25 protein-coding genes and 1 pseudogene are annotated in these 26,579 nt (G+C 61.1%); 8 read left to right on the top strand and 18 right to left on the bottom strand.

What is annotated here, in order from left to right:
• Window positions 1-18: 18 nt before the first annotated feature.
• From pcaF to pcaR, 5 genes are all read right to left on the bottom strand, one after another.
• Complete coding sequence (gene pcaF / locus BM300_RS20280; RefSeq protein ID WP_170862080.1) at window positions 19-1,224, bottom strand: 3-oxoadipyl-CoA thiolase; 1,206 nt, start codon at window positions 1,222-1,224, stop codon at window positions 19-21.
• On the bottom strand, window positions 1,221-2,000 hold the full coding sequence (locus BM300_RS20275) for a CoA-transferase subunit beta (RefSeq protein ID WP_053178376.1): 780 nt from the start codon (window positions 1,998-2,000) through the stop codon (window positions 1,221-1,223). Before BM300_RS20275 ends, pcaF begins: the two co-directional genes overlap by 4 nt.
• Window positions 1,997-2,857, bottom strand: a complete 861-nt coding sequence (locus tag BM300_RS20270; protein WP_092463779.1) for a CoA transferase subunit A — start codon at window positions 2,855-2,857, stop codon at window positions 1,997-1,999. The genes BM300_RS20275 and BM300_RS20270 overlap by 4 nt, the downstream gene beginning before the upstream one ends.
• Before the next feature lie 304 nt (window positions 2,858-3,161).
• Window positions 3,162-4,508 (bottom strand): 4-hydroxybenzoate transporter PcaK, encoded by a 1,347-nt coding sequence (locus tag BM300_RS20265; protein WP_092463777.1) that lies wholly within the window; start codon window positions 4,506-4,508, stop codon window positions 3,162-3,164.
• Between the two features lie 140 nt (window positions 4,509-4,648).
• The gene (pcaR, locus tag BM300_RS20260; protein WP_014336961.1) at window positions 4,649-5,491 is read right to left on the bottom strand and encodes a pca regulon transcriptional regulator PcaR; all 843 of its coding nucleotides are present in this window, start codon (window positions 5,489-5,491) and stop codon (window positions 4,649-4,651) included.
• A gap of 577 nt (window positions 5,492-6,068) precedes the next feature.
• Here pcaR and BM300_RS20255 point away from each other — a divergent pair.
• Complete coding sequence (locus BM300_RS20255) at window positions 6,069-6,269, top strand: hypothetical protein (protein ID WP_003198635.1); 201 nt, start codon at window positions 6,069-6,071, stop codon at window positions 6,267-6,269.
• A gap of 365 nt (window positions 6,270-6,634) precedes the next feature.
• Window positions 6,635-8,110, top strand: a complete 1,476-nt coding sequence (locus BM300_RS20250) for an inorganic phosphate transporter (RefSeq protein WP_092463774.1) — start codon at window positions 6,635-6,637, stop codon at window positions 8,108-8,110.
• Window positions 8,111-8,355: 245 nt separating this feature from the next.
• Here BM300_RS20250 and ccoM read toward each other — a convergent pair whose 3' ends face one another.
• The 3 genes from ccoM to BM300_RS20240 all read right to left on the bottom strand — a co-directional run bounded on the left by ccoM (window position 8,356) and on the right by BM300_RS20240 (window position 9,214).
• Complete coding sequence (gene ccoM / locus BM300_RS31545; protein ID WP_025212288.1) at window positions 8,356-8,472, bottom strand: cytochrome c oxidase subunit CcoM; 117 nt, start codon at window positions 8,470-8,472, stop codon at window positions 8,356-8,358.
• A 144-nt stretch (window positions 8,473-8,616) separates the two neighbouring features.
• The gene (locus BM300_RS31075) at window positions 8,617-8,778 is read right to left on the bottom strand and encodes a hypothetical protein (RefSeq protein ID WP_003198631.1); all 162 of its coding nucleotides are present in this window, start codon (window positions 8,776-8,778) and stop codon (window positions 8,617-8,619) included.
• Between the two features lie 94 nt (window positions 8,779-8,872).
• Window positions 8,873-9,214, bottom strand: a complete 342-nt coding sequence (locus BM300_RS20240; RefSeq protein WP_092144282.1) for an aspartate-semialdehyde dehydrogenase — start codon at window positions 9,212-9,214, stop codon at window positions 8,873-8,875.
• A 229-nt stretch (window positions 9,215-9,443) separates the two neighbouring features.
• Between BM300_RS20240 and rapA the strand changes: the two genes are divergently transcribed.
• Entirely contained in the window at window positions 9,444-12,290 is a 2,847-nt protein-coding gene (rapA, locus tag BM300_RS20235) for an RNA polymerase-associated protein RapA (protein WP_072342053.1), read from the top strand.
• A gap of 264 nt (window positions 12,291-12,554) precedes the next feature.
• Here rapA and BM300_RS20230 read toward each other — a convergent pair whose 3' ends face one another.
• The 4 genes from BM300_RS20230 to BM300_RS20215 form a co-directional block, all read right to left on the bottom strand.
• A complete protein-coding gene (locus tag BM300_RS20230) occupies window positions 12,555-13,397 on the bottom strand; it encodes a cache domain-containing protein (protein WP_092223123.1) in 843 nt (280 codons plus the stop codon).
• Between the two features lie 236 nt (window positions 13,398-13,633).
• The gene (locus BM300_RS20225; protein WP_072342058.1) at window positions 13,634-14,509 is read right to left on the bottom strand and encodes an ATPase; all 876 of its coding nucleotides are present in this window, start codon (window positions 14,507-14,509) and stop codon (window positions 13,634-13,636) included.
• Window positions 14,510-14,647: 138 nt separating this feature from the next.
• Window positions 14,648-15,640: an NAD-dependent epimerase/dehydratase family protein gene (locus BM300_RS20220; protein WP_063322604.1), complete on the bottom strand. Its 993-nt coding sequence runs from the start codon at window positions 15,638-15,640 to the stop codon at window positions 14,648-14,650.
• Between the two features lie 85 nt (window positions 15,641-15,725).
• Window positions 15,726-16,625 (bottom strand): LysR family transcriptional regulator ArgP, encoded by a 900-nt coding sequence (locus BM300_RS20215; RefSeq protein ID WP_072342064.1) that lies wholly within the window; start codon window positions 16,623-16,625, stop codon window positions 15,726-15,728.
• Window positions 16,626-16,722: 97 nt separating this feature from the next.
• Between BM300_RS20215 and BM300_RS20210 the strand changes: the two genes are divergently transcribed.
• The 4 genes from BM300_RS20210 to BM300_RS20195 all read left to right on the top strand — a co-directional run bounded on the left by BM300_RS20210 (window position 16,723) and on the right by BM300_RS20195 (window position 21,984).
• Window positions 16,723-17,325 (top strand): LysE/ArgO family amino acid transporter, encoded by a 603-nt coding sequence (locus BM300_RS20210; protein ID WP_063322606.1) that lies wholly within the window; start codon window positions 16,723-16,725, stop codon window positions 17,323-17,325.
• 175 nt (window positions 17,326-17,500) lie between these two features.
• Window positions 17,501-18,097, top strand: a complete 597-nt coding sequence (locus BM300_RS20205; protein WP_092223125.1) for a superoxide dismutase — start codon at window positions 17,501-17,503, stop codon at window positions 18,095-18,097.
• Window positions 18,098-18,392: 295 nt separating this feature from the next.
• Window positions 18,393-20,444 (top strand): putative bifunctional diguanylate cyclase/phosphodiesterase, encoded by a 2,052-nt coding sequence (locus BM300_RS20200; protein ID WP_092144274.1) that lies wholly within the window; start codon window positions 18,393-18,395, stop codon window positions 20,442-20,444.
• 196 nt (window positions 20,445-20,640) lie between these two features.
• Window positions 20,641-21,984 carry an imelysin family protein gene (locus BM300_RS20195; protein ID WP_063322609.1) on the top strand — a complete coding sequence of 448 codons (1,344 nt, stop codon included), beginning with the start codon at window positions 20,641-20,643 and terminating at the stop codon, window positions 21,982-21,984.
• A 210-nt stretch (window positions 21,985-22,194) separates the two neighbouring features.
• On the opposite strand, the gene BM300_RS20190 is transcribed toward BM300_RS20195, so the two are convergent.
• The 4 genes and pseudogenes from BM300_RS20190 to BM300_RS20175 form a co-directional block, all read right to left on the bottom strand.
• Entirely contained in the window at window positions 22,195-23,430 is a 1,236-nt protein-coding gene (locus BM300_RS20190) for an RNA polymerase sigma factor (protein WP_092223127.1), read from the bottom strand.
• Window positions 23,431-23,438: 8 nt separating this feature from the next.
• Window positions 23,439-23,561: pseudogene (locus tag BM300_RS31455) on the bottom strand (polyketide cyclase); the annotation flags it as partial.
• Window positions 23,562-23,588: 27 nt separating this feature from the next.
• On the bottom strand, window positions 23,589-23,933 hold the full coding sequence (locus BM300_RS20180; RefSeq protein WP_063322612.1) for a YciI family protein: 345 nt from the start codon (window positions 23,931-23,933) through the stop codon (window positions 23,589-23,591).
• 67 nt (window positions 23,934-24,000) lie between these two features.
• Complete coding sequence (locus BM300_RS20175; protein WP_072342082.1) at window positions 24,001-24,435, bottom strand: YybH family protein; 435 nt, start codon at window positions 24,433-24,435, stop codon at window positions 24,001-24,003.
• Between the two features lie 140 nt (window positions 24,436-24,575).
• On the opposite strand from BM300_RS20175, the gene BM300_RS20170 reads away from it, so the two are divergent.
• A complete protein-coding gene (locus BM300_RS20170) occupies window positions 24,576-25,061 on the top strand; it encodes a GNAT family N-acetyltransferase (RefSeq protein ID WP_092223131.1) in 486 nt (161 codons plus the stop codon).
• A gap of 79 nt (window positions 25,062-25,140) precedes the next feature.
• Here the strand turns inward: BM300_RS20170 and BM300_RS20165 are convergent, their stop codons facing one another.
• Together BM300_RS20165 and BM300_RS20160 are read right to left on the bottom strand one after the other, a co-directional pair.
• Window positions 25,141-25,629: a GyrI-like domain-containing protein gene (locus tag BM300_RS20165; RefSeq protein ID WP_063322615.1), complete on the bottom strand. Its 489-nt coding sequence runs from the start codon at window positions 25,627-25,629 to the stop codon at window positions 25,141-25,143.
• A gap of 80 nt (window positions 25,630-25,709) precedes the next feature.
• Entirely contained in the window at window positions 25,710-26,372 is a 663-nt protein-coding gene (locus tag BM300_RS20160; RefSeq protein ID WP_092223133.1) for a LysE family translocator, read from the bottom strand.
• Between the last annotated feature and the right edge of the window lie 207 nt (window positions 26,373-26,579).

The following is a 26,579-nucleotide window of genomic DNA, read 5'->3' as shown; positions in this document are numbered from 1 at the left end:
TATTAGTAGAACGACGCGTCAGACGCGTTCGATTGCCAGTGCCAGGCCTTGGCCGACGCCAACGCACATGGTCGCCAGGCCTTTCTTGCCGCCGGTCTTTTCCAGGTGGTGCAACGCCGTCAACACCAGACGCGCCCCGCTCATGCCCAGTGGATGACCGAGGGCGATGGCGCCGCCGTTCGGGTTGACCTGGGGCGCATCGTCCGCCAACCCCAACTCACGCAGCACGGCCAGGCCCTGGCTGGCAAAGGCTTCATTGAGTTCGATCACGTCGAAATCGGCGACCGCCAGGCCCAGGCGCTCAGTGAGCTTGCGCACCGCCGGCACCGGACCGATGCCCATCACTCGGGGCGCCACGCCGGCACTGGCCATGCCCAACACTTTGCCGCGCGGCGTCAGGCCATGTTTCTTCACCGCTTCGGCCGACGCCAGGATCAGTGCCGCCGCGCCATCGTTGACACCCGAGGCGTTGCCGGCAGTGACGGTCTTGTCGGGGCCGTTGACCGGTTTGAGTTTGCCCAGGGTTTCCAAGGTGGTGTCGGCGCGAGGATGTTCATCCTGCTCGACCACGGTTTCACCTTTCTTGTGGGCAATGCGCACCGCCACGATTTCTTCGGCGAAAAAGCCTGCCGCCTGGGCTGCTGCCGTGCGCTGTTGGCTGCGCAAGGCGAAAGCGTCCTGGTCGGCGCGGGACACAGCGTAGTCATCAGCCACGTTATCAGCGGTCTGCGGCATCGCATCCACGCCGTACTGGGCCTTCATCAATGGGTTGATGAAACGCCAGCCGATGGTGGTGTCTTCCAGCTTCATGCTGCGGGAAAACGCCGCGTCGGCCTTGCCCATCACGAACGGCGCACGGGACATCGACTCCACCCCACCGGCGATGGCCAGTTCCATCTCACCGCTGGCGATGGCGCGGAACGCGGTGCCGATGGCGTCCATGCCCGAGGCGCATAGACGGTTGAGGGTCACACCGGGAATGCTGTCCGGCAGGCCCGCCAACAGCAGCGCCATGCGCGCCACGTTGCGGTTGTCTTCGCCGGCCTGGTTGGCGCAGCCAAGAAACACTTCGTCCACCGCGCTCCAGTCCACCGATGGGTTGCGCTCCATCAGCGCCTTGATCGGCACCGCCGCCAAGTCATCGGCACGCACGGCGGACAAACCGCCGCCAAACCGACCGATGGGGGTTCGAATCGCATCACAGATATAAACGTCGCGCATCAGGCTTCTCCCGGTGCCTGGCCATGGGCCGCCGCGGTGCGAGCTTCCAGATCGCGCAGTGCGCGCAGCTCTACCTCGGTCGGTTCGGCGGTGGTTTGCACCTGGTCGGCGAAACGGATCGCCCATCCGGTGGCGGCAATGACTTGCTCGCGGGTCACGCCGGGGTGCAGCGCGGTGACCACGAATTCATGGGTGCCGGCTTCCGGTTCCATGATGCACAGGTCGGTGATAATCCCCACAGGACCGGCGCCCGGCAGGCCCAAGCGCTTGCGCGAATCGCCGCCTTCACCGTGGCCGACCGAAGTGATGAAATCCAGCTTGTCGACAAACGAACGCGCCGACTGCTTGAGGATGATCAACACGCTCTTGGCCGAGCCGGCGATTTCCGGCGCGCCACCCGCACCCGGCAGGCGGACTTTCGGCTGATGGTAATCGCCCACCACCGTAGTGTTGATGTTGCCGAAACGGTCGACCTGGGCCGCGCCCAGGAACCCGACGTCGATACGCCCGCCCTGCAGCCAGTAGCGAAAAATCTCACCGGTCGGTACGACGGTATCGGCGGTTTCCGCCAGCTCGCCGTCGCCGATGGACAGCGGCAGTACGCTGGGCTTGGCACCGATAGGGCCGGATTCGTAGATCAGCACGACGTCCGGCGATGAGGTCAGTCGTGCCAGGTTGGCCGCTTTCGACGGCAGGCCGATGCCCACGAAGCATACGGCATTGTTCTTCAAGCGACGCGCCGCGGCGACGGTCATCATTTCGTTGGTGGAGTAAGTCATGGTTTCACCTGCGAAGCGGCTGCCAGTCTGGCCTGGAATTCACTGAAGTCTTTAGTGCCATGGATGTATTCGTTGATCCATGCGGTAAAGGTCTCACGGTCCCGGGCGATCGGATCCCACGCCTGGTAGAAACGGTTATCACGCTCGGTATAGCCGTGGGCGTAGGACGGATGAGCGCCACCCGGCACGAGGCACACGGCGCTCAATGCCCAGGTCGGCAGTACGCAAGCGTTCATCGGTGCATTCAGGTCGTCGACAATTTCTTCCACGGTGACGATGCAACGCTTGGCGGCCAGGGCGGCTTCTTTCTGCACACCGAGAATGCCCCACAGCAGCACGTTGCCCTTGCGGTCGGCTTTCTGGGCGTGGATCACCGTGATATCAGGGCGCACCGAAGGCACGGCGGCCAATACTTCACCGGTGAAGGGACAGGTTACGCTCTTGATCAGCGGGTTGACCTTCGGCAGGTCGGAGCCGGCGTAGGCCCGCAACACCGCGAATGGCAGGCCGGAGGCGCCGGCCACGTAGGCGTTGGCCAGGTCGGCGTGGCTGTGTTCCTCGATCTCCAGCGGGCGCGGCCATTGTTTCTCCACGGCATCGCGCAAGCGGTGCAACGACCCCACGCCAGGGTTGCCGCCCCAGGAGAAAATCAACTTGCGAGCACAACCGGCGCCGATCAACTGGTCATAGATCAGGTCAGGTGTCATGCGCACCAAGGTCAGATCTTTCTTTCCCTGACGAATGATTTCATGACCCGCCGCCGTAGGAATCAGGTGAGTGAAGCCTTCGAGCGCGACGGTATCGCCGTCGTTGACGAATTGCTTCACCGCGTCATGCAGCGAAAGGATTTCAGCCATGGGGCAGGCTCCCGTTTTCCAGTAGACCGACATGAAGGAAAAGGCGCGAGGTTAAGCGCCGAAGTGACTGAAGATTAAGCCTGGGGGAAAAGCCAAACAATCCGATAATCGACTGAGTGTTCGTTTATCGAACGGATTGTTGTTTGGCTATCGATTTATCCACACAGCGAAAACGAGAACCGTGGCGAGGGCGCTTGCTCCCGCTGGGCCGGGCTGGCGCTCCAGTACGAAGCGGCCCTGTTTTTGGGGCTGCTACGCAGTCCAGCGGGAGCAAGCTCCCTCGCCACAGGTATGGATCCGGGGTTTAGGTGGCATCCGCATGGCTGACCATGCCTTTGATCACCACCGCCGTGGTCGCCAGGGCCGCCGGGATCACCAGGGCGGTCAGGACCTGTTCGAAGTTCCAGCCCAGGCCCAACAGGGTCGCGCCCATCCAGGCGCCGAGAATCGCGCCGAAACGACCGATGCCCAGCATCCACGAGACACCGGTGGCCCTACCCTGGGTCGGGTAGAAACGCGCCGCCAGCGAAGGCATCGCCGATTGCGCGCCGTTGACACACATGCCCGCCACCAGCACCAGGGTGGCGAGCAAGGTAATGTTGCCCAGGCTCTGCCCTACCGCGTAGGCAAACACCCCCGCCATCAGGTAGAAAAGGCCGATGACCTTGTGCGGATTGAACCGGTCCATCGCCCAACCCACCCCGACAGCGCTCAACACGCCGCCGAATTGGAACAGCGCACCGATAAACGCTGCCTGCTCCATGCTCGCGCCGCTGTCGCGCATCAGGGTCGGCAGCCAACTGGTCAACAGGTAGACGATCACCAGGCCCATGAAATAGGTCAGCCACAGAAGCAAGGTGCCAGCGCTGTAGGTGCCGGAGAAAATCACCGCCAGCACATTGCGGGCTTTCACGGTTTTCTGTTCCGGCACACTGAAGCTCGCCGCTTGGGCCACCGTGTTCGGTTCGATCGGTGCCAGGGTCTTGCGCACCTTGTCGGTGCCGCGATTGCGCACCACCAGGTAACGCGCCGACTCCGGCAGCCAGAACAGCAACACCACTGCGAGGATCAACGGCAGGATCCCACCAATCAGCAGCAGGCTATGCCAACCGAACGCCGGTATCAGCTTGGCGGAGATGAACCCACCGCCGGCCATGCCCAGGTTGAAACCGCAGAACATGCTGGTCACCAGCAGGGACTTCTTGCGCTCCGGGGTGTATTCCGACAGCAACGTGGTGGCGTTTGGCATCCCGGCGCCCAGTCCCAGGCCCGTCAGGAAACGCAGCACCAGCAATTGATCGACGTTGGTGCTGTAGGCCGAGGCCAGGCTGAACGAGCCGAACAGCAAAACCGCGCCCACCAGTACGACTTTTCGCCCGAAGCGGTCAGCCAGCGGCCCTGAACCCAGTGCGCCGAACACCATGCCGATCAGCGCGGCGCTCATCACCGGGCCAAGGCTGGCGCGATCGATGCCCCAATCCTGGGACAGTGCCGGGGCGATGAAGCCCATGGCCGCTGTATCAAGGCCGTCGAGGAAAACAATCAGGAAACAGAGAATCACCACCCGCCACTGGTAGCGCGAAATAGGTTGGGCATTGATAAAGGACTGCACATCGAGGCAGTTGCCTACGGAGGTCTGGGGCTGGTTCATTTTATTTTTATTCCACGTGATAAACGCAGGCGAACGATCAGGGACCGGCGAAACACGCCGGATGACGCTGCGCGACATTAATGAGGGCAGGCAAATACCGTCAATTCATCGCCGCCGACTCTGTGCGTTTATCGAACAGCTTAAGTGAACAGCTGCGCGCTCAAGTCGCGGCTGGCCCCCAGCAGGCCTGGCAGGAAGCGCTGTTCCAGCTCATTGCGGCTGACCCGCCCGGCATGGGTGCTGACGTTGAGCGCGGCCACTACTTGACCGGAAGCGTCGTACACCGGCACGGCAATCGAACGCAGGCCCTGTTCCAGCTCCTGGTCGACGATGCACCAGCCTTGCTGCCGCACCTGTTCCAGGCATTCAAGCAATGCCTCGGGGGTGTGCAAGGTGCGGCTGGTCTTGGCTTGCAGGTCGGCATGGTCCAGGTAGTCGCGCAGCGAAGCGTCATCCAGGGCCGCCAGGAGAATCCTGCCCATCGAAGTGCAATAGGCTGGAAGACGCCCGCCGACCGACAGATCGACCGAAATCAGGCGCTGGGTGGTGGCTGACCGGGCGATATAGAGGATATCGTCGCCTTCGAGCGTCGCCATGTTGCAGGCTTCGTGCAATTGCTCGCTCATGCGGTCCAGGTACGGCTGGGCAGAAACGGCCAGCGGCGTCGAGGACAGATAGGCGTGCCCCAGGGTCAGCACTTTGGGCAGCAGCGAATAGGTCCGTCCATCCGTAGTGGCGTAGCCCAGCTTGATCAAGGTATGCAGGCAACGTCTGACGGCGGCGCGAGGGATTTCCGTACGATGGCTGATCTGGGCAATGGTCAGGTGCCGCTTGCGCTCCTGGAAGGCCTGGACCACGGCCAACCCGCGGGCCAGGGACGTCATGAAATCGGGATCGCCGGTCAGGGCCTGGATCCGCTTGGCCGGCGAGGCGACGATCGGTGGCGCGACTGAAGTGAAAGCATTGCGCAATTGGTCGTTCATGTCTGGTCCTTCCCGGGGAATGACGGCTATTACAAGCGGCTGTCCGACGGACAGACAAGGGCCGGACCGCCAACAGTGTTCGATTATCGAACCAGCAACCGATAATCGCAATCCTGCCCGGTATCATGAGTTCGACAGCCGTCGAACGCCCGATAACAAGTTGAGCGAGAGTGACAAGCGATTTGACGTGAAGGCGCGGGCGATATTGAACTTGTCGCCTTGAACGGCATCAGGATATCGGCACTAGCAGACATCTTCTGAAACCTGATTGACACAAGTTTGCACATACAAACATCGATTCACACAACAACAGGCCCCTTTAAATATTTCCCGATAGTGTTATTCAGCTGGACCGCTATAATGCAACTCAGCGACGGTACGGCCAATCGACCGCTCCCGTACGCAGGCACCTTGGTAATACCCTGGCGCCCGAAGCACCTTTAGGTCGCTTCCCCTGTATTGGCAACAACACGAAGCCCTGATGCTACGTCAGCTGTCAGCTCTGGTGCCGTGGCCGTCTGCATGTCTACATGCAGTGCGTATCACCAGATTCAATTTCAATTAATTAGGTACAACTGTGACGAAAGACGAACTGCGCGCGGAACTTGAGCGCCAGGAACAACGTTACAAGGAAGTTTACGGCGGGGAAATCACCACCTACGCCGCACAACCTGAACCGGAACGCAAACCCTGGCGTAAGCGCGCCACCGTTCAGGACCAGGCCTTCACCCAGGAACTCCAGAAAATGGAAAAAGAACTCAAAGCCGAAGAGCAGTGACGCGCTGGGCATGATGTTCTTGTGAAGAGGTCTCCGGCCGCCATCCAGGCCGGAAACCGCAGCGCACGCCCGCCATGAGCGGGCCGCCATCCGCTCCCGCCCGACGGCCGGGAAGGCTCATGGCCGACCTTCTTTTCAGATATTTCATGCAACCGCTCGAAGTGCTCTACACGGGGCGGCGGTCAGGTTCCAGGACGCTTTGCGCCCCTGAATCAAAGGGTTACGCGCCCCACGGAAAACCTCGCGCCAGAGCCATTCCTACAAATTATTTCGTTGAAGAATGTTGCCGATGAGCAGGCAATGCATCGATTGCCATGGTTTTCTGGCATAATCGCGCCCCCTTATGACCGGGTCAGAAAACCTTCATGATCGATTTATTCAGCGGACTGGATGCTTGGGTGCTTGTGAGCCTCTTGCTCGCCCTGGCTTTTGTCCTCGCCTTCGAGTTCATCAACGGCTTTCATGACACCGCTAACGCGGTTGCCACTGTTATCTACACCAAAGCCATGCCGCCTCATCTGGCGGTGTTCTTTTCCGGTGTGTTCAATTTCCTCGGCGTGCTGCTGGGTGGTGTGGGGGTGGCGTACGCCATCGTTCACTTGCTGCCCGTAGAGCTGCTGATCAATGTGAACACCGGACACGGGCTCGCCATGGTGTTTTCGCTGCTCGCAGCGGCCATTACCTGGAACCTGGGCACCTGGTACTTCGGTATCCCGGCGTCCAGCTCCCACACGTTGATCGGCTCGATCCTCGGCGTGGGCCTGGCCAATGCGTTGATCAACGATATCCCGTTGGCCGACGGGGTGAACTGGCAGAAGGCGATCGATATCGGCGCCTCCCTGGTGTTCTCGCCCATGGCCGGCTTCCTGATCGCTGCCCTGGTGCTGATCGGCCTGAAATGGTGGCGTCCGCTGTCGAAGATGCACAAGACACCGGAACAGCGCCGCAAGATCGATGACAAGAAGCACCCGCCGTTCTGGAATCGCCTGGTACTGGTGATTTCGGCCATGGCCGTCAGTTTTGTCCATGGCTCCAACGATGGCCAGAAAGGCATCGGCCTGATCATGCTGGTGCTGATCGGTATCGTGCCTTCGCAGTTCGTGCTCGACCTGAGCAGCACCACGTATCAGATCGAGCGGACCCGCGACGCGACCCTGCACCTGAGCCAGTTCTACCAGCGCAACAGCGAATCCCTGGGTGAATACCTGGCGCTGGGCAAGAGCGTGGAAGGCGATCTGCCGGAAAAATTCCGTTGCAACCCGCAGCAGACCGAACCCACCATCGATGCCCTGCTCAACACCCTCAAGGGCGTGGCTGACTACCATTCGCTGCCGTCGGAAAGCCGTATCGAAGTGCGTCGCTACTTGCTCTGCCTGGACGACACGGCGAAGAAGGTTGGCAAACTGCCAGGCCTGGCAGCCCGTGAGAAAGACGACCTGAACAAACTGCGCAAGGACCTGACCGGCACCACCGAGTACGCCCCATTCTGGGTGATCCTGGCGGTCGCGCTGGCACTGGGCCTGGGCACCATGGTCGGCTGGAAGCGTGTGGTACTGACCATCGGCGAGAAGATCGGCAAGCAAGGCATGACCTATGCCCAGGGCATGTCGGCGCAGATCACCACCGCGTGCATGATCGGCGCGGCGAACATTTTCAGCCTGCCGGTTTCCACCACCCACGTACTGTCTTCGGGCGTGGCCGGTACCATGGTCGCGAACAAGAGCGGCCTGCAAGGTGGCACCGTGCGCAACATCCTGCTGGCCTGGGTGCTGACCCTGCCGGCAACGGTGGCGCTGTCGGCCGGGCTGTTCTGGTTGGCGTCCAAGGCCTTGGGCAACTGATTCCCGCAGCCACAAAAAAGGTGCGATCCTGACAGGTCGCACCTTTTTTTATACCACCAGAACCATTGTGGGAGCGGGCTTGCTCGCAAAGGCGTCGTGTCAGTTACTCATACATTGACTGACACACCGCCTTCGCGAGCAAGCCCGCTCCCGCATTTTGATTTGTATATACCGGAAAATCGGTAAAAAAAAGGGCGACCGAAGTCGCCCAAAATGCCTTGCGTGCTCGTTTTAGCCGGAAAGACCTACGGTTTTTTCCGCTTGTGTGCGTCTTTCCAGATGAATAATCCAAAGCCTGCGAAAAATACGAACATGAGGCCGACCGTCAACACACCGGCAAACACCACATTATCGAAAAACATGACTGGCCTCCTGGTCTTGCCCCTGTTGCGATGGGTTCAAGTTAACCAATCAGGCCTGGATGAAAATTGACCGGGGTCAATAACGCCCGCAACGGGGCGAAAAGGTGGGGAAATAACTGATCTGCATCAATGGATCGAGGGGGTTCAGCGCTTTTTCGGTTTGTTTTTCGACTTTTTCTTGGGCTTGCCCAACGGCATGGCCTGCTCGAAAGCCTGGCGGACTTCATTGAGGCGCTTTTCGTTGAGGTCGTGAACGCGCTTGGCGCGCTCGGCACTGAGGTCGATCAGCTTGTCGTCTTGGCTCATGGCGTGTGGGCATCATGCAGTGAATTGCGGATGCGCCCATGATGCGGGGTGTTGACGGCGTTGACCAGCCTGCGTACGTCGGCAAACGCCTGAATCAGATCTGGATATCGACCCACAAGCCCTGGCGCGACTCTTCGTCTATCAGCGGCACCACCGGCACGGTGTTGTCGGCGTTGAGTTCGGTACCCGGTACGGCCAGGTGTTCTTCAGGATCTTCATTGGCCTCGCGGTGGCGCTTGTCGCGCTCCTGCCGGCGACGCTGTTCCTCGCGCAACAGCAGCGCGGCCTCTTCCGGGTCGCGGCTCTGCAGGTCGATGGTGCTTTCGTTGGAGCTTTGCTGCACCGGGACCACGGGCGGTATGTCCGGTCGCTGGCGAACCGGATCCTGTTGAGCGGTGATAGGTACGGCGCTCAAAGGGAGCATGGGTGGCAACATAAAGGTCTCCTGTCTTCAGGTTGTCGGCTGGGAAAGTGGCAGCTTGAACCGCCGGTCTGAAACTTGTGACCCAGTTGGCATTGCAGCGATTCCCAGGGCCGAGCTTGTTTGATCGCTGGGCAAGCGTAAGTTCCGTGCCGTCGCTCACTAATCAACGTACGTAAATCCTTTGGTCTGAGGGATCCTTCCGTTAAGATAACCGGCTTTTTCAAGGCGGGAGTCAGGCAGCATGGCGCAGCAGTATCAACCGGGGCAACGCTGGATCAGTGACAGCGAAGCCGAGCTGGGTTTAGGCACCGTTCTGGCACAGGACGGCCGCTTGTTGACCGTGCTCTATCCGGCCACTGGCGACACTCGCCAGTACGCGCTACGGAACGCGCCGCTCACCCGGGTACGGTTTTCGCCGGGCGATGTGATCACTCACTTCGAAGGCTGGAAAATGACCGTGCGCGAAGTCGATGACATCGACGGGCTGCTGGTCTACCACGGCCTCAACGGACAGAACGAAGTCGTCACCCTGCCGGAAACCCAACTGTCGAACTTTATCCAGTTCCGCCTGGCGAGCGACCGTCTGTTCGCCGGCCAGATCGACCCATTGGCCTGGTTCTCCCTGCGCTACCACACCCTGGAACACACCAGCCGCCAGTTGCAGTCTTCGCTTTGGGGCCTGGGCGGCGTCCGTGCCCAGCCTATCGCCCACCAATTGCACATTGCCCGTGAAGTAGCCGACCGCATTGCGCCGCGGGTGTTGCTGGCGGACGAAGTGGGCCTGGGCAAGACCATCGAGGCCGGCCTGGTCATCCATCGTCAACTGCTGTCCGGCCGCGCCAACCGCGTCCTGATCCTGGTACCGGAAAACCTCCAGCACCAATGGCTGGTGGAAATGCGTCGACGTTTCAACCTGCAAGTCGCGCTGTTCGACGAAGAACGCTTCATCGAAAGCGATGCCAGCAACCCGTTCGAAGACACTCAACTGGCCCTGGTGGCGCTGGAGTGGCTGGTGGACGACGAGAAGGCCCAAGACGCGCTGTTCGCCGCCGGCTGGGACCTGATGGTGGTCGACGAGGCCCATCACCTGGTGTGGCACGAAGATCAGGTCAGCCCGCAGTACGCGCTGGTCGAACAACTCGCCGAGACGATCCCGGGCGTGCTGCTGCTGACCGCGACCCCGGAACAACTGGGCCAGGACAGCCACTTTGCTCGCCTGCGCCTGCTGGACCCGAATCGCTTCCACGACCTCAAGGCGTTCCGTGCCGAGAGCGAAAACTATCGCCCGGTGGCCGAAGCCGTGCAGGAGCTGCTGGACAAAGGCCGCCTCTCGCCCGAAGCCCACAAGACCATCCACGGCTTCCTGGGTAACGAAGGCGAAGCGTTGCTGACCGCCGTCAATGATGGCGATGTCGAAGCCAGTGCCCGCCTGGTGCGTGAACTGCTGGACCGCCACGGCACTGGCCGCGTGCTGTTTCGCAACACCCGCGCCGCCGTGCAGGGTTTCCCGGAGCGCAAGCTGCACGCCTATCCGCTGCCGTGCCCGGCCGAATACCTCGAATTGCCGCTGGGCGATCATCCCGAGCTGTACCCGGAAGTCAGCTTCCAAGCCCAGCCGGACGCCAGCGAAGAAGAACGCTGGTGGCGTTTCGACCCGCGGGTCGAGTGGCTGATCGACACCCTGAAGATGCTCAAGCGCACCAAAGTACTGGTGATCTGTGCCCACGCCGAAACCGCCATGGACCTGGAAGACGCCCTGCGCGTACGTTCCGGCATTCCGGCCACGGTGTTCCATGAAGGCATGAACATCCTGGAGCGCGACCGCGCGGCGGCCTATTTCGCCGACGAAGAGTTTGGTGCCCAGGTGCTGATCTGTTCGGAAATCGGCAGTGAGGGGCGCAACTTCCAGTTCGCCCATCACCTGGTGCTGTTCGATCTGCCAGCGCACCCGGACCTGCTCGAGCAACGTATCGGCCGTCTGGACCGGATCGGCCAGAAGCACACCATCGAGCTGCACGCGCCGTACCTGGAAACCAGCCCACAGGCGCGGCTGTTCCAGTGGTATCACGAAGCCCTGAATGCCTTCCTCAACACTTGCCCGACTGGCAACGCCTTGCAGCATCAGTTCGGCCCGCGCCTGCTGCCATTGCTGGAAGAAGCCGACGATGGCCAGTGGCAAGCACTGATCGACGAAGCCCGCACCGAACGCGAACGCCTGGAGGCCGAGCTGCACACCGGTCGAGACCGTTTGCTGGAGCTCAACTCCGGCGGCGCCGGTGAAGGCGATGCGCTGGTGGAAGCCATTCTCGAGCAGGACGACCAGTTCGCCCTGCCGATCTACATGGAAACCCTGTTCGACGCCTTTGGCATCGACAGTGAGGATCATTCGGAAAACGCGCTGATCCTCAAGCCAAGCGAAAAAATGCTCGACGCCAGCTTCCCGCTCGGCGACGACGAAGGCGTGACCATCACCTACGACCGCAACCAGGCGCTGTCGCGCGAAGACATGCAGTTCATCACCTGGGAGCACCCGATGGTGCAAGGCGGCATGGATCTGGTGCTGTCCGGTTCCATGGGCAACACCGCCGTGGCGCTGATCAAGAACAAGGCCCTCAAGCCCGGCACCGTGTTGCTGGAACTGCTCTACGTCAGTGAAGTAGTGGCCCCGCGTTCGCTGCAACTGGGCCGCTACCTGCCGCCGGCCGCCCTGCGCTGCCTGCTTGACGCCAACGGCAACGACCTGGCCGCCCGGGTTTCGTTCGAAACCTTGAACGACCAGCTCGAAAGCGTGCCACGTGCCAGCGCCAACAAATTCATCCAGGCCCAGCGCGACCAGCTCACGCCTCGGATCAATGCAGGCGAAGAAAAGATCGCCCCGCGTCACGCCGAACGCGTGGCCGAGGCCCAGCGTCGCCTGGCCGCCGATACCGACGAAGAACTGGCGCGCCTGACCGCCCTGCAAGCGGTCAACCCGACCGTGCGCGACAGCGAACTGGTAGCCCTGCGCCAACAGCGCGAGCAAGGGCTGGCGATGCTTGAGAAAGCGGCGTTGCGCCTGGAGGCGATTCGGGTGTTGGTGGCGGGCTGATTGCCACAGTAGTCCGAAAAAAGGCCCGCAGCGATGCGGGCCTTTTTGTGAGCAACCTGCCAAACACAGAAATGCCTGGCCAGGACATGGTCAACTGTGGCGAGGGGATTTATCCCCGCTGGGTTGCGCAGCAGCCCCAGAATCCATCATGCGCCGCGATTGTCAGTTGAAATGCAGAGGGTTGCTGCGCAACCCAACGGGGATAAATCCCCTCGCCACAATGCCCTGTCGGCTTCAGCTCCAGCCTTGGCCTTGGCCTTGGCATCAAGGACTGTAATACCCCACCGCCACCAGAAAATGCCCGACCTTCTTCAGGTACGCGTGCTTGTCCTCGACCTTGCCGGTCACCGGGTTCTTCCACCGATATTCATACTCCCCCACGTCCTGCTTGCCGATCATGGCCAGGATCGGCTCGCCCACCGGTTTGCCATCGGGGTCCTTGACCTTGGCGAAGTCGGTATTGATCAACCGCAGGTTGGTGCCGTGACCGACATAGCGCCGGGTATCGAGGTCGACGACAAAGACGTACAAGTCATCCTGCAGATAACCTCCCTTGAGGGAGTTAACCGCCGTCAGCGTGGCCTTCTCATTTTTCAACAGGTCGCTTGAAGCCTTGTCCAGCAGCGCCTTGGCCTGTTCGGCGGAAGCCCGGGGCAGGTAGTAGCCGACAGCCAGAATCCGTTCGCCGACACGCTGGAAATACACATGCTTGCGCTCGACCTTGCCGTCCGACCAGTTCTGCCAACGGTACTCGGCTTGCTGGATGCCACTGGCCTCGGGAGTCTTCAAGGCGTCCTTGAAGGCTTTGCGCAGGTCCGGGCCCAGCACTTCAGACACATCCCGCCCGATCAGCGCCGAGGAAGGCCCGCCGCTGGCGAGCATCACACCCTGGGTATCCACCACGAATACATAGCGATCCTTGTCGACGAATTCCCCCTGGCGACTGAAGGCGGCAAAGGCTTTGTCGCCGTTGTCGTGGTAGTAAGCCAAGGCCTTTTCCAGCAGCGAACGGGCCGCCTGGCCGTCATCCGGTGTCGCTGCATGAACCGGTGCCAGCCCCAGCACAAGCATTGCACCCAGCCAGGCCATCCTGTGAAAAAAACCCATATGCGCGCCCCTTGTTCTTGTTGGTGTTTCAAGAGCGTAGACGGCGTGGGGTGATGTTGGAGTATTCAGGGAATTGCTGGGGAGCCGGGGGCGTCAGCGGGTATGGTTACTGACAGAGGCGGTGCCATCGCGAGCAAGCTCGCTTGTACGCTGGACAGCGTTTCCTGTGAGAGCGAGCTTGCTCGCGATAGCGGCGGCACATTCACAATCGCTATCGCGAACAAACGCCCACAGGTTTATTGAGCCCCAGCGCGGAGTTGCTGCTGCAAGTTCTGGATCTGCGCTTGCAAGGTGTTGATGTTACGGGTGACCTGGCCACGGAAGGCGTCGAACTCGGCAGTGTTGCCACCCTTGTCCTGCTGGCTCTTGAGCACGATCATGTCCTGCTCCAGGCGATCGATGGCCGAGTTGGAGGTGGCTCTTTTCAGGGCGGTGATGTCGGCTCCGATGCTCTTGAGCTGAGCATCCAGGGCACCACCCTCGCCTTGGCTTTTCAGGGCGTTAACTTCAGCCACCAGCGTCTTGACCTGGGCTTGGAGTTCCTTGTTGGACGCTTGCAACTGGGCGTTGGTGTTCTGCTGTTCAGTGGCCTGGGCAATGAGCTGGGCCAGTTCCTTGTCCAAGTCGGCGGACGGACCGAAGGTAGCTTGCTGTTGCTTATACTGCTCCAACAGTTTGTTGTCGAATTGCTTGCCCTGATCCTGCAGCTTGCTTTCCAACTGCTTGATCTGCAGTTTCAAGGCCTCACTGTCGCTCATCACATTGGACTGGCCGGCGACGACCTTGCCGGAAAACTCCTGCAGTCGCCCCGCAGCATCTTCACTGATCCGCGCGAAGCTCTCCTGGGTGGCCACCAGTTGCTGCTCCATCAGGGAAATCTGCTGGAAGCTCCACCAGGCCAGGAAACCGAACGCACACAGCAGCGCGCCGACCAATGCCCACAGCGGCCCGGTGCTGGGCCCCTTGACCTTGGCCGCGGCAACGGGCGCCGGGCGTGCTTGCACATGAGGCTGGCGGTTGGGCAGGAAATCATCGTCATCGGGAATGTCGGCCCGCATCCGCAGGCTCGGTACATCATCGAAGTCGTCGTTGGCATCGTTACGCATGGGCATGGTTCAACCTTTGGGAAACCGGTGATGGCTTGATGCGGCGAGTATAACCCCCTCGCCCGCCGCACCGATTGACCCCGAACCTGGCAGTCGGTTCATGACGGGCCGATCAGCGGGTACTCGGGTGGGCTGTATGGCTAGTCATACAGGCTGCTGTACCTTCCACCAGGCACAAAACTCATCGAGGGCGGTCCACAGGCTGACCTGCGGATCATAATCGAGATAATGCCGGGCCCGGCTGATGTCCAGGGTGAAATTTTTGTTCATGACCTGCATGCCCAGGCGCGACAGCGTCGGTTCGGGGCGGCCCGGCCACAATTTGCAGAAACCTTCATTCAGGGCCGCGACACTATAAGCCAAGCCGTAGGAACGATAACGCCGGACCTGCGGGACTTCCATCTGGCGCATCACATAATTGACCACATCCCACAGTGGAACCGGTGCCCCATTGCTGATGTTATAGGCCTTGCCCAATGCTGAATCGGTAGCCAGCAGGCTGCTGAGCAGCGCTTCGTTGAGGTTTTGCACGCTGGTGAAATCCACTTTGTTCAGCCCGTTGCCGACAATCGCCAGGCGCCCCTTGCGCTGCATTTTCAACAGCCGCGGAAAAATGCTCATGTCACCGGCACCGGTCACGAAACGCGGGCGCAGGGCCAACACTTCGAGGCCGAACTCCTGGGCGCCGAAGACTTTCTGCTCGGCCAGGTACTTGGTGGCCGCGTAAGGGTGCTTGAAGCGCTTGGGCACCTGTTCTTCGGTCAACCCGAGGTGGTCACGACCGTCGAAGTAGATGGACGGCGAGGACAGATGAACCAGCCGGCGAACCTTTTGCTTGAGGCAGGCCTCGACGACATTTTCCGTGACCTGGACATTGCCCTGGTGGAAATCCTGGTAGCGGCCCCAAAGTCCCACGGAACCGGCGCAATGCACGACGGCTTCGACATCCAGGCACAAATCCCGGGCCAGCAGTGGGTCGCTCAGATCCCCTTGGACAAACTGTGCACCGCGACGCACCAGGTGTTCCACGCTCTCGGCCCGGCGACCATTGACCCGTACATCCAGGCCTTGCTCCAGGGCGAAACGCGCGAAGCGTCCGCCAATGAAGCCGCTCGCGCCGGTGACCAGAATTTTCATGAATGCTCCTAAGAAATGCGGTTACGAGCCTTGCGCTACAACCTGCAAATTTATCTGTGCGCCGCTTTTACCAGCAGCTTGACGTCTACTGCGCCTCCCAAGGCACCAGCCACTGCCGGGAGGAGCGGATCAACTGTTCGGTCAACAAGCCGAGCAACTGCCCGCCATTGCGCCAATGATGCCAGTACAGCGGCACATCGATCGGTTTATCTGCCAGCAATTCCACCAGCACGCCTCGCTCCAGCTGTTCGCGCACTTGCAGCTCCGGCACGAGCCCCCAGCCCAGCCCGACTTCAGCAAGACGGATAAAACCTTCGGACGAGGGGCACAGATGGTGCTCGAAACCGCCCTCCACGCCTACGGACGCGAGGTAGCGGTGCTGCAGGAAATCATCCGGGCCAAACACCAACGCCGGCGTACGGGCCAGTTGATCGGCCCGCACCCCGTCGGGGAAATGCCGGGCGATGAACGCTGGGCTGGCCAGCGCCCGGTAGCGCATCGCCCCCAGCAAAACACTGCGGGCGCCCGCCACCGGGCGTTCGCTGGCGCAGACACACGCCGCCACTTCACCGGCGCGCATGCGCTTGAGACCAACGGTCTGGTCCTCCACCACCAGGTCGAGCAACAGGTGCTGCTCGGCGCAGAAATCGCCCACGGCCGCCGCCCACCAGGTTGCCAGGCTGTCGGCGTTCAAGGCGATGCGCAAACGCTCCGGCAAACCCTCTTCATCCAGGGCCGGCACCAGGCTTTGCAGGTCGCGCTCAAGCAGACGCACCTGTTGCACGTGATTGAGCAGCCGTCGGCCGATCTCCGTGGGCGCTGGCGGCGTGGCACGTACCAACACGGGCTGGCCGACGCGTGCTTCCAACAGTTTGATTCGTTGGGAAATGGCCGATTGCGACAAACCCAACACTTGGGCCGCGCGCTCGAAACCGGCCTGCTCGACCACGGCAGCCAGGGCAGAAAGCAATTTGTAATCGAACATCAGTTTTCCTAATGAGCAATCAGCAGGATTGGTTTTTCTTATACAGCCCTTCCCCGGAGAATGGCCAGCATTGATACACAAACCGGGGATCAAACCTATGTGGCAAAGTTATATGAACGGCCTGCTGGTGGCCTTTGGGCTGATCATGGCCATCGGCGCCCAGAACGCATTTGTGCTGGCCCAGAGCCTGCGCCGCGAACATCATCTGCCCGTGGCGGCGCTGTGCGTCACGTTCGATGCGCTGCTGGTCGCCGCCGGGGTTTTCGGCTTGGCGACCTTGCTGGCCCAGAGTCCGTTGCTGCTGTCGATTGCCCGCTGGGGCGGTGCGGCGTTCCTGCTCTGGTACGCCAGCCTGGCCCTGCGCCGGGCCTGCTCGAAGCAAAGCCTGCGACAGGGGGAAAACCAGGCTGTACGCTCGCTGCGGGCGGTGCTGCTCAGCGCCCTGGCGGTGACGCTGCTCAACCCCCACGTCTACCTCGACACCGTGCTGCTGATCGGCTCCCTTGGTGCCCAGCAGAGCGTGCCTGGCGCCTATGTCGTGGGCGCGGCCAGTGCCTCGCTGCTGTGGTTCTTCACCCTGGCCTTCGGCGCTGCGTGGCTGGCACCCTGGCTGGCCCGTCCAAGCACCTGGCGGATCCTCGACCTGCTCGTGGCGGTGATGATGTTTACCGTGGCGGTGCAATTGATCGTCAACGGCTGATTATTCCAAACCGCTCTGGAACCTCTATTCCACACAGTTGTTGCGTGGTTATGCCGCACCCCCGGTGCTATGATCCGACTCCTGCGCCGCAAAGAGTACAAACTCCCCGGCGCTAGTCTGGCCGCCCGTGATCGGCCTTGCGCTCACCGCAACTGACCTGATTAGGAGAATCACCATGGCTTTCGAATTGCCGCCGCTGCCCTATCCACACGACGCACTGGCGCCACACATTTCCAAGGAAACTCTGGAATACCACCACGACAAGCACCACAACACCTATGTCGTGAACCTGAACAACCTGGTGCCTGGCACCGAGTTCGAAGGCAAGACCCTGGAAGAAATCGTCAAGACTTCCTCGGGCGGTATCTTCAACAACGCCGCTCAGGTCTGGAACCACACCTTCTACTGGAACTGCCTGGCACCGAACGCCGGCGGTCAACCAACCGGCGCGCTGGCTGAAGCCATCAACAAGGCCTTCGGTTCGTTCGACAAGTTCAAGGAAGAGTTCAGCAAAACCTCCATCGGCACCTTCGGTTCCGGCTGGGGCTGGCTGGTGAAAAAGGCCGACGGTACCCTGGCCCTGGCCAGCACCATTGGTGCCGGCAACCCGCTGACCAGCGGTGACACCCCGCTGCTGACCTGCGACGTGTGGGAACACGCTTACTACATCGACTACCGCAACCTTCGCCCGAAATACGTCGAAGCGTTCTGGAACCTGGTCAACTGGAAATTCGTCGCCGAGCAGTTCGAAGGCAAAGCCTTCACCGCCTAAGCGCCAATGCCAGACAAGAAAACCCGGCGTCGTGCCGGGTTTTTTTTGCCGGAAAAAAATGACCGCAGGCAAACTACCTCGCGTCTGGAACCCCAAGAAAAAATCCCTGGAGGCCTCAAGTTGCGGCCCCTTCCAACCGACACAATGGTCGTAGAGCAATCACTCTGGAAAAAACGTACACCGGTAAGGTTTCAAGCGAAAAACCTTGTGTTTGATTGTCCCTTTGACTGACATCACAGGATTGCCAATACTCATGGCAACTTGACGCTACCCGCACGGAACAAGGAACCACTCTTTGAAGCTGGAACTCAAGAACAGCTTGTCTGTGAAGTTGCTCCGGGTCGTGCTCCTCTCGGCATTGATCGTTGGCATGGTCTTGAGCTGCGCCCAGATCGTGTTCGATGCCTACAAAACCAACCAGGCCGTCGCCAGTGACGCCCAACGGATCCTCGACATGTTCCGCGATCCTTCGACCCAGGCCGTCTACAGCCTGGACCGGGAGATGGGCATGCAAGTGATCGAGGGCCTGTTCCAGGACGAAGCCGTACGCATGGCTTCCATCGGCCATCCACGCGAAACCATGCTCGCCGAAAAAACCCGGCCCTTGCAGCGCTCCGAAAGCCGCTGGCTGACCGACCTGATCCTGGGCAAGGAGCGCACCTTCACCACGCAACTGGTGGGACGCGGCCCCTATAGCGAATATTACGGCGACCTGAGCATTACCCTCGACACCGCCACCTACGGCGAGGGTTTCATCGTCAGCTCGGTGATCATCTTCATCTCCGGAATGCTGCGGGCCCTGGCCATGGGCCTGGTGCTGTACCTGGTCTATCACTGGCTGCTGACCAAACCGTTGTCGCGGATCATCGAGCACCTGACCGAGATCAACCCCGATCGCCCCAGCGCCCACAAGATCCCGCAGCTGCGCGGTCACGAGCAAAACGAACTGGGCCTGTGGATCAATACGGCCAACCAACTGCTCGAATCCATCGAGCGCAACACACACCTGCGTCACGAAGCGGAAAACAGCCTGCTGCGCATGGCCCAGTACGACTTTCTCACCGGTCTGCCCAACCGCCAGCAACTTCAACAGCAACTGGACAAGATCCTGGTGGACGCCGGACGCCTGCAACGCCGGGTGGCGGTGTTGTGTGTAGGGCTGGATGATTTCAAGGGCATCAACGAACAGTTCAGCTATCAGACCGGCGACCAGTTGCTGCTGGCCCTGGCCGATCGGCTGCGGGCCCACAGCGGGCGGCTCGGCGCACTGGCGCGGCTGGGGGGCGATCAGTTCGCGCTGGTCCAGGCCGACATCGAACAGCCTTACGAGGCGGCCGAACTGGCTCAAAGCATCCTCGACGACCTGGAAGCGCCGTTCGCCATCGACGATCAACAAATCCGCCTGCGGGCCACCATCGGCATCACCCTCTTCCCCGAAGACGGCGACAGCACCGAGAAACTGTTGCAGAAAGCCGAGCAGACCATGACCCTGGCCAAGAGCCGCTCGCGCAATCGCTACCAGTTCTACATCGCCAGCGTCGACAGCGAGATGCGCCGTCGTCGCGAACTGGAGAAAGACTTGCGCGAGGCCCTGGCCCGCGAGCAGTTCACCCTGGTGTACCAGCCGCAGATCAGTTACCGCGACCTGCGGGTGGTGGGCACCGAAGCCCTGATCCGCTGGCACCATCCCGAGCACGGCCTGGTGCCGCCGGATCTGTTCATTCCCCTGGCCGAGCAGAACGGCACCATTATCGCCATCGGTGAATGGGTGCTGGACCAGGCTTGCAGGCAATTGCGCGACTGGCACGACCAGGGCTTCGTCGACCTGCGCATGGCGGTCAACCTGTCGACGGTGCAACTGCACCACGCCGAACTGCCGCGGGTGGTGAACAATCTCCTGCAAATGTACCGGCTGCCGCCGCGCAGCCTGGAGCTGGAGGTTACCGAGACCGGCCTGATGGAAGACATCACCACCGCTGCCCAGCATTTGCTGAGCCTGCGCCGCTCCGGGGCGCTGATTGCCATCGATGACTTCGGGACCGGCTATTCGTCCCTGAGCTACCTCAAGAGCCTGCCGCTGGACAAGATCAAGATCGACAAGAGCTTCGTCCAGGACCTGCTCGACGACGAGGACGATGCAACCATCGTCCGGGCCATCATCCAGTTGGGCAAGAGCCTGGGGATGCAGGTCATTGCCGAAGGCGTCGAAACAGTCGAGCAGGAAGCCTACATCATCGCCGAGGGTTGCCACGAAGGTCAGGGGTATTACTACAGCAAACCGCTGCCGGCACGGGAATTGGGCCTTTACTTGAAGCAGGCCGAGCGCAGCAAGGCGTCCATCATCTGATTCCTGCCCCTGGGCGCCAAGCCTCGCTTTGCGAGGCAGTTCCTACAGACACTATCGAAGGCGGCAATCTTTCATCATTAAATAAGAAATATTTACACCTGCAACCCTTTACACATAATGCAAATCTTTCGCATTATGTCGCAGTTTTGCGCACCCTCGCGCCTGTCCCATCCATCATCGAAGCAGGATGTTTGCCATGATTCGTATGCCCCTGGCTACCGCCAGTCTGCTGGCTATCGCTATTTCCCTCGCCGGTTGCGGCGAAGGCAAAGACAAGGCCGCCGCCCCGCAAGCGCCAACGCCTGCCGCCAGCACCGCGGCACCGGTCGCCCCTGCTGCCGCCGGCAAAATCGACGAAGCGGCCGCCAAGGCCGTCGTCGCGCACTATGCCGACATCGTCTATGCCGTCTACAGCGATGCCGAATCCACTGCAAAAACCCTGCAAACCGCCGTCGACGCGTTCCTGGCCAAGCCGAACGCCGAGACCCTGAAGGCCGCCAAGGCTGCCTGGGTCGCCGCACGCGTGCCTTACCTGCAAAGTGAAGTGTTCCGCTTCGGCAACACCATCATCGACGACTGGGAAGGCCAAGTGAACGCCTGGCCCCTGGATGAAGGCCTGATCGACTACGTCGACAAATCCTACGAACACGCCTTGGGTAACCCGGGCGCCACCGCCAACATCATCGCCAATACCGAAGTCCAGGTTGGCGAAGACAAGGTCGACGTGAAGGACATCACCCCGGAAAAACTCGCCAGCCTCAACGAGCTGGGCGGTTCCGAGGCCAACGTCGCCACCGGCTACCACGCCATCGAATTCCTGCTGTGGGGCCAGGACCTCAACGGCACCGGCCCTGGTGCGGGCAACCGCCCGGCATCGGACTACCTGCAAGGTACTGGCGCCACCGGTGGTCACAACGACCGTCGTCGTGCCTACCTCAAGTCCGTGACCCAATTGCTGGTCAACGACCTCGAAGAGATGGTCGGCAACTGGAAGCCGAACGTGGCCGACAACTACCGCGCCACCCTGGAAGCCGAACCGGCCGAAAGCGGCCTGCGCAAGATGCTGTTCGGCATGGGCAGCCTGTCCTTGGGTGAACTGGCGGGCGAGCGCATGAAGGTGTCCCTGGAAGCCAACTCGCCAGAAGACGAGCAGGATTGCTTCAGCGACAACACCCACAACTCGCACTTCTACGATGCCAAGGGCGTGCGTAACGTGTACCTGGGCGAATACACCCGCGTCGACGGCACCAAGATGACCGGCGCGAGCCTGTCGTCCCTGGTCGCCAAGGCCGATCCAGCCGCGGATACGGCGCTCAAGGCCGACCTGGCCGACACCGAGGCCAAGATCCAGGTCATGGTCGATCACGCCAACAAGGGTGAGCACTACGACCAACTGATCGCCGCCGGCAACACCGCGGGCAACCAGATCGTGCGCGACGCCATCGCCGCACTGGTCAAGCAGACCGGTTCGATCGAACAGGCCGCGGGCAAACTGGGCATCAGCGACCTGAACCCGGACAACGCTGATCACGAGTTCTGATCAACGCCGGCTGGCTGAAAAAAAGCGACCTTCGGGTCGCTTTTTTTTTGTCTGATGCAGGTCAGTTGAAAAAATGAAATTCGAACGACAATCCTGTGGCGAGGGAGCTTGCTCCCGCTGGGGCGCGTAGCGGCCCTGTTTTGGGGCTGCTGCGCAGCCCAGCGGGAGCAAGCTCCCTCGCCACAGGGGTCTGCGTTCGGCGGGACCCTGTCACTGCAACCCCGCAAGCCGCCCCTCGATAAACCGCCGTTCCGGCAATTGCTGCGTCAGTTCGAGCGCTCGGCGGTACGCCGCCCTCGCCTCGTCCAATCGTCCCAGTTGACGACAGAATTCCGCCTGCGCCGAATAGGCCAGGTGATAGTCGAGTAATTCCCCACGCTCCAGGATCGCCTCGACCAGGCGCAAGCCGACTTCCGGTCCGTCGCGCTTGGCCAGGGCAGCGGCGCGGTTGAGTTCGATCACCGGCGACGGCACGGCGCGCAGCAGCTCATCATAAAGCCCGACGATCTGCGGCCAGTCGGTCTGCTCTGCCGTCGGTGCTTCGGCATGCACCGCCGCAATCGCCGCCTGCAGGCAGTACGGCCCGAACCGCCGGGTCTTCAGCGCAGCCTCCACCAATGCACAGCCCTCGGCGATCAGCTCGGCATCCCACAAGGATCGTGCCTGTTCATCCAGCAGGATCAGTTCACCGGTCGATGACGTCCGTGCCGGGCGCCGGGATTCGTGCAGCAGCATCAATGCCAGCAACCCCATGACCTCCGCGTCGGGCAGCAACTCCATCAGCAGGCGCCCGAGGCGGATGGCTTCGCGCGTCAGGTCTTCGCGGGTCAGCTCGGCGCCCATCGAGGCCGAATAACCCTCGTTGAACACCAGGTAGATCACCCGCAGCACGCTGTCCAGCCGTTCCGGCAGTTCCGCGCGGGACGGCACTTGGTAGGGGATCCTGGCATCGCGGATTTTCGCCTTGGCCCGCACGATACGCTGGGCAATGGCCGCCGGGGCGGCGAGGAATGCCCGGGCGATTTGCTCGGTGGTCAGGTCGCAGACTTCCCGCAGCGTCAGGGGCACTTGGGCATCCGCCGCCAGGGCCGGGTGGCAACAGGTAAAAATCAGCCGCAGGCGATCATCTTCCACGTCTTCGTCACTCCACTGGCCCTGCTCCAGCTCTTCGAGCTGGGCGATCAACATCGGCCGGGACGCGGCGAAACGCGCGCGCCGGCGCAAACTGTCGATGGCCTTGAAACGCCCGGCAGACACCAGCCAGGCCCGCGGGTTGTCCGGCACCCCGTCGCGCTGCCAGCGCTCGACCGCAATGAAGAAGGCCTCGTGCAAGGCTTCTTCGGCGAGGTCGAAGTCCCCCAGCAGGCGAATCAACGTCGCCAGGATCCTCCGCGAGTCTTGCCGATAAACCTGCTCGACCCGCGCCTTGACCGCTTCGACCGGCATCAGTCGGGCATGCCTTGGGGGCCCCACCCTTGGATCACCAAGGCTGGCTCGCTCCGGGGACGGAAAATCTTCTGACGCGGGGCGTCGATCGTTCGGCTGATGAACGCGTGGGGGGCAGCTGCAAGGTTCATGAATGAAGTCCTGTTTGTATTTATTGTTCAGGGGTTCAGTTGGCGTACCGGTCGCACTTCGACGCAGCCGACCCGGGCCGCCGGGATATTGCCGGCGACCTGGATGGCTTCGTTGAGGTCCTTGGCATCGATCAGGTAGAAGCCGGCCAGTTGCTCCTTGGTTTCGGCGAACGGGCCGTCGATGATCGACAGCTTGCCGCCGCGCATGCGCACCGTGGTGGCTGTCTGCACCGACTCCAGGGCCTCGGCGGCCAGCATCCGCCCACTGCCCTGGATCGATTCGGCATAGGCCATGCACTCGGCGTCCTCCGGGCTGTCGGGCGAGTTGTGCAGCGTGTGTTCGTTGCTATACACCAGGCATAGGTACTTCATGGAAGGCTCCACGATCGGACTGATCAACTATGGACGGTAGAATGTGGCTCGGCAAAAAAACCGACGATCAGGGTTGTAGGTCGAACAACGTCGTACCGGCCATCGGGTCGAACGGCGCGGACCAATGTTCATGGACGATCCGCCATTGCCCGGCTACACGCCGGTAGCAGGCCGTCACACGCATCCAGCAGGCCTGTTCCTCGCCCTTGTCATTGGTGCCGCCACAATAGGCCAGCCAGTGGGCGAAGGCGATGTTCTCTGCCGGGGTAATCTTGACCTGATGGAAGTCGAACTTGTGCGGGCCGGGGCACATTTCCATGCAGGCTTGCCAATGGGCCCGGTAAGCGGTCTTGCCCTTGAATTGCAAGGCCTGGATGGCATCGAACGAGACGATGTCTTCGTCATAGAGTGCCATGACCTTTTCAACGTCCTTGGCCATGACCGCTTGGCGATAGGTGTCGATCAGGACCTGGATTTCGGTTTCAGTGGCTTGGGTATTCATGGTGATTCTCCGCAGTTTTTTGTTGAAGACACCCTTTGTCGTTTGGAGAAACAGGAAATCGACAACCCAACAAAAATGATTCGAAGAAAAAATTCGCTAGAATCCAGGTTCTATTCTGCAGGCAAACAACGGACGTTCTTGTGACCGCTCAGCTTGTACCCTACGAAGACCTGACCCCGCTGCAACGCGAACAGGTCGGTGCCATCGAAATCCACCCCGAACAGATCAAGTTCGCTGGCGATATCCACGGCGCCCTGCACACGCTGCTGTCCAAGCCAGGCCCCGGGGTCAAAGGGTTTGCGCTATTGGCTGAAGAGGTGCCAGTGGCCTTCCTGCTGCTCAAGCGCCCACCGGTACTGCCCGCCTGGGCCAATGAACACAGCGCCACCCTGCATGCCCTGCAAGTCGATCACCGGGCCCAGGGCAAAGGTTATGGCAAGGCCTGCCTACAGGCGCTACCCGCCGTGGCGCGAGCCGCCTGGCCGGAAATCCGCGGGCTGGAACTGTCGGTTGACGCCGATAACGACTCGGCCATCGGCCTGTATTCCCGGCTGGGCTGGGTCGATAGTGGCGAGGCCTACAAGGGCCGCATCGGTTACGAGCGGCGGATGGGGTTGGCGTTCTGATGGACCTTGCCCCATAGACACTCATGACCGTGAAGCACCTGCGCGGGTGCAGGCCAGCCTGTACTGAAGCTGGCGACGGTCAGCTTGGCTTGAGCGGGATCCAGATCTCCAGGGTGCCTTCGCCGGTCCTGGGGTTGAAATCCTCGCTGTAGCGCTCGAACTCCGGCAGCTCGGCCGCTGTATGACCGGAATGTGGCAGCCACTCGTTCCAGATGTATTGGAACGTGTCCGGTAGTTGTTTCAACGGCCCCTTGTGTTCGAAGACGGCGTAATACCCAGGCTGGATTTCGACCCAGCGGTATTGCTCCGGCAGATCGTCGAGCCGGCTGATTTCCACGCCAGCGATGTATTCGAACCCACCCTTCCCGTCCGGGTTGCAACACACGCCGTAGGTCACTTCATCTTGCTGCCCTGGCACCTTGCCGAGCCAGGGCAGGAACTTTTCCCAGAGCAAAGGGATGTCCTGGGCAGTGTCCTGGGTAAACCGAGCACCAAAGCCGGCGATAAGCTGAAAACGTCCCTGTTCAAAGCGTGGTTGGGCTGTGTAATCGCGTTTGTGCTTTTCCATGCGGCAACACTCCAGCAAAACGTGAAGTCGGGTTTGGCAGTATAGAAGCCAAACCGTGATTGCCAGGGCCGTTTCGCCTGTCAGATTCCAGGCAAGGCGTTGGCGACAGCTTTTCCTACAAACTCGTTGTAACCAGAAACGATCACGTACACCGCGAAATAGCAGAAGATCGCGGCGGATGCCCAATAGGAGTAACGCAGCAGTTTATCCCCCAACAATTTGCCACCCTGGGTTGCCGCCAGGCACAGGGCCGCGCACCACAACAATCCGGCGCAGAGAAAACCACTGAGGAACAGCGCCGAGCTGAACAAGGTGCCACCACCCGAACGCGCGATAAGTGTACCGCCCACCGCAGCGAACCAGAGGATGGCACTGGGCGACGACATGGCCAGGAAAATCCCGCGAAAGAACTCCTGGCGCGAGGAATTGCCCTGCACCTCCCCGGCCTCGGCGAGCACGGCGCTGTGATAGATCGCCGAATGGATCATCTTCGCCGCGAAATACAGCAACAGCACCGAGCCACCGAGCCACAGCACCCAACGCACCGCCTCGTATTGCAGCAACACTGTCATGCCCGCCAAGGCCAGGACGGCGTAGATCAGGTCGCCCACGCAGGTGCCCAGGCCCAAGGCGAAACCCTGGAAGTAACCGCGCTGCATCGCCAGGGTGATCATTGCGATATTGGCCACGCCTATGTCCAGGCACAGGGAGAGACTCAGCAGGAAACCGCTGGAAAATTCCATTATTCATTCCGTTCGATTGGGCTACAGCGAATTCAACAGCCCGCAGCCGGCGTTGATGGCTGCGTGGCAAGGCCGACAGTGTCGTCGAAAATAGTTGCGCGCGGCTACTGGACAATCCGACATCCGCCCGATTATCTTGCGCCGCAGGCCACCGCAGTGGCCAACGTCGCTCGGACGGTTCCGGGCGCTCACGTATCTCGAGGCAAC

The sequence above is a fragment of the Pseudomonas sp. NFACC46-3 genome, from assembly GCF_900114515.1.
GTDB classification, from domain to species: Bacteria; Pseudomonadota; Gammaproteobacteria; order Pseudomonadales; family Pseudomonadaceae; genus Aquipseudomonas; species Aquipseudomonas fluorescens_Q.
The sequence above is the reverse complement of the archived record's forward strand: the minus strand, read 5'-3'. Positions and strand labels throughout refer to the sequence as shown.

Coding starts and splice junctions, on each gene's coding strand:
- pcaR (WP_014336961.1), bottom strand. CDS start 5,491: ATGAACGACCAATTGCGCAATGCTTTCACTTCAGTCGCGCCACCGATC.
- BM300_RS20215 (WP_072342064.1), bottom strand. CDS start 16,625: ATGTTCGATTACAAATTGCTTTCTGCCCTGGCTGCCGTGGTCGAGCAG.
- BM300_RS20225 (WP_072342058.1), bottom strand. CDS start 14,509: ATGCCCATGCGTAACGATGCCAACGACGACTTCGATGATGTACCGAGC.
- BM300_RS20165 (WP_063322615.1), bottom strand. CDS start 25,629: ATGGAAAAGCACAAACGCGATTACACAGCCCAACCACGCTTTGAACAG.
- BM300_RS20160 (WP_092223133.1), bottom strand. CDS start 26,372: ATGGAATTTTCCAGCGGTTTCCTGCTGAGTCTCTCCCTGTGCCTGGAC.
- BM300_RS20190 (WP_092223127.1), bottom strand. CDS start 23,430: ATGCCGGTCGAAGCGGTCAAGGCGCGGGTCGAGCAGGTTTATCGGCAA.
- BM300_RS20205 (WP_092223125.1), top strand. CDS start 17,501: ATGGCTTTCGAATTGCCGCCGCTGCCCTATCCACACGACGCACTGGCG.
- BM300_RS20240 (WP_092144282.1), bottom strand. CDS start 9,214: ATGTTGCCACCCATGCTCCCTTTGAGCGCCGTACCTATCACCGCTCAA.
- BM300_RS20180 (WP_063322612.1), bottom strand. CDS start 23,933: ATGAAGTACCTATGCCTGGTGTATAGCAACGAACACACGCTGCACAAC.
- BM300_RS20275 (WP_053178376.1), bottom strand. CDS start 2,000: ATGACTTACTCCACCAACGAAATGATGACCGTCGCCGCGGCGCGTCGC.
- BM300_RS20220 (WP_063322604.1), bottom strand. CDS start 15,640: ATGAAAATTCTGGTCACCGGCGCGAGCGGCTTCATTGGCGGACGCTTC.
- BM300_RS20250 (WP_092463774.1), top strand. CDS start 6,635: ATGATCGATTTATTCAGCGGACTGGATGCTTGGGTGCTTGTGAGCCTC.
- BM300_RS20270 (WP_092463779.1), bottom strand. CDS start 2,857: ATGGCTGAAATCCTTTCGCTGCATGACGCGGTGAAGCAATTCGTCAAC.
- BM300_RS31075 (WP_003198631.1), bottom strand. CDS start 8,778: ATGAGCCAAGACGACAAGCTGATCGACCTCAGTGCCGAGCGCGCCAAG.
- BM300_RS20175 (WP_072342082.1), bottom strand. CDS start 24,435: ATGAATACCCAAGCCACTGAAACCGAAATCCAGGTCCTGATCGACACC.
- rapA (WP_072342053.1), top strand. CDS start 9,444: ATGGCGCAGCAGTATCAACCGGGGCAACGCTGGATCAGTGACAGCGAA.
- BM300_RS20210 (WP_063322606.1), top strand. CDS start 16,723: ATGTGGCAAAGTTATATGAACGGCCTGCTGGTGGCCTTTGGGCTGATC.
- ccoM (WP_025212288.1), bottom strand. CDS start 8,472: ATGTTTTTCGATAATGTGGTGTTTGCCGGTGTGTTGACGGTCGGCCTC.
- BM300_RS20195 (WP_063322609.1), top strand. CDS start 20,641: ATGATTCGTATGCCCCTGGCTACCGCCAGTCTGCTGGCTATCGCTATT.
- BM300_RS20230 (WP_092223123.1), bottom strand. CDS start 13,397: ATGGGTTTTTTTCACAGGATGGCCTGGCTGGGTGCAATGCTTGTGCTG.
- BM300_RS20265 (WP_092463777.1), bottom strand. CDS start 4,508: ATGAACCAGCCCCAGACCTCCGTAGGCAACTGCCTCGATGTGCAGTCC.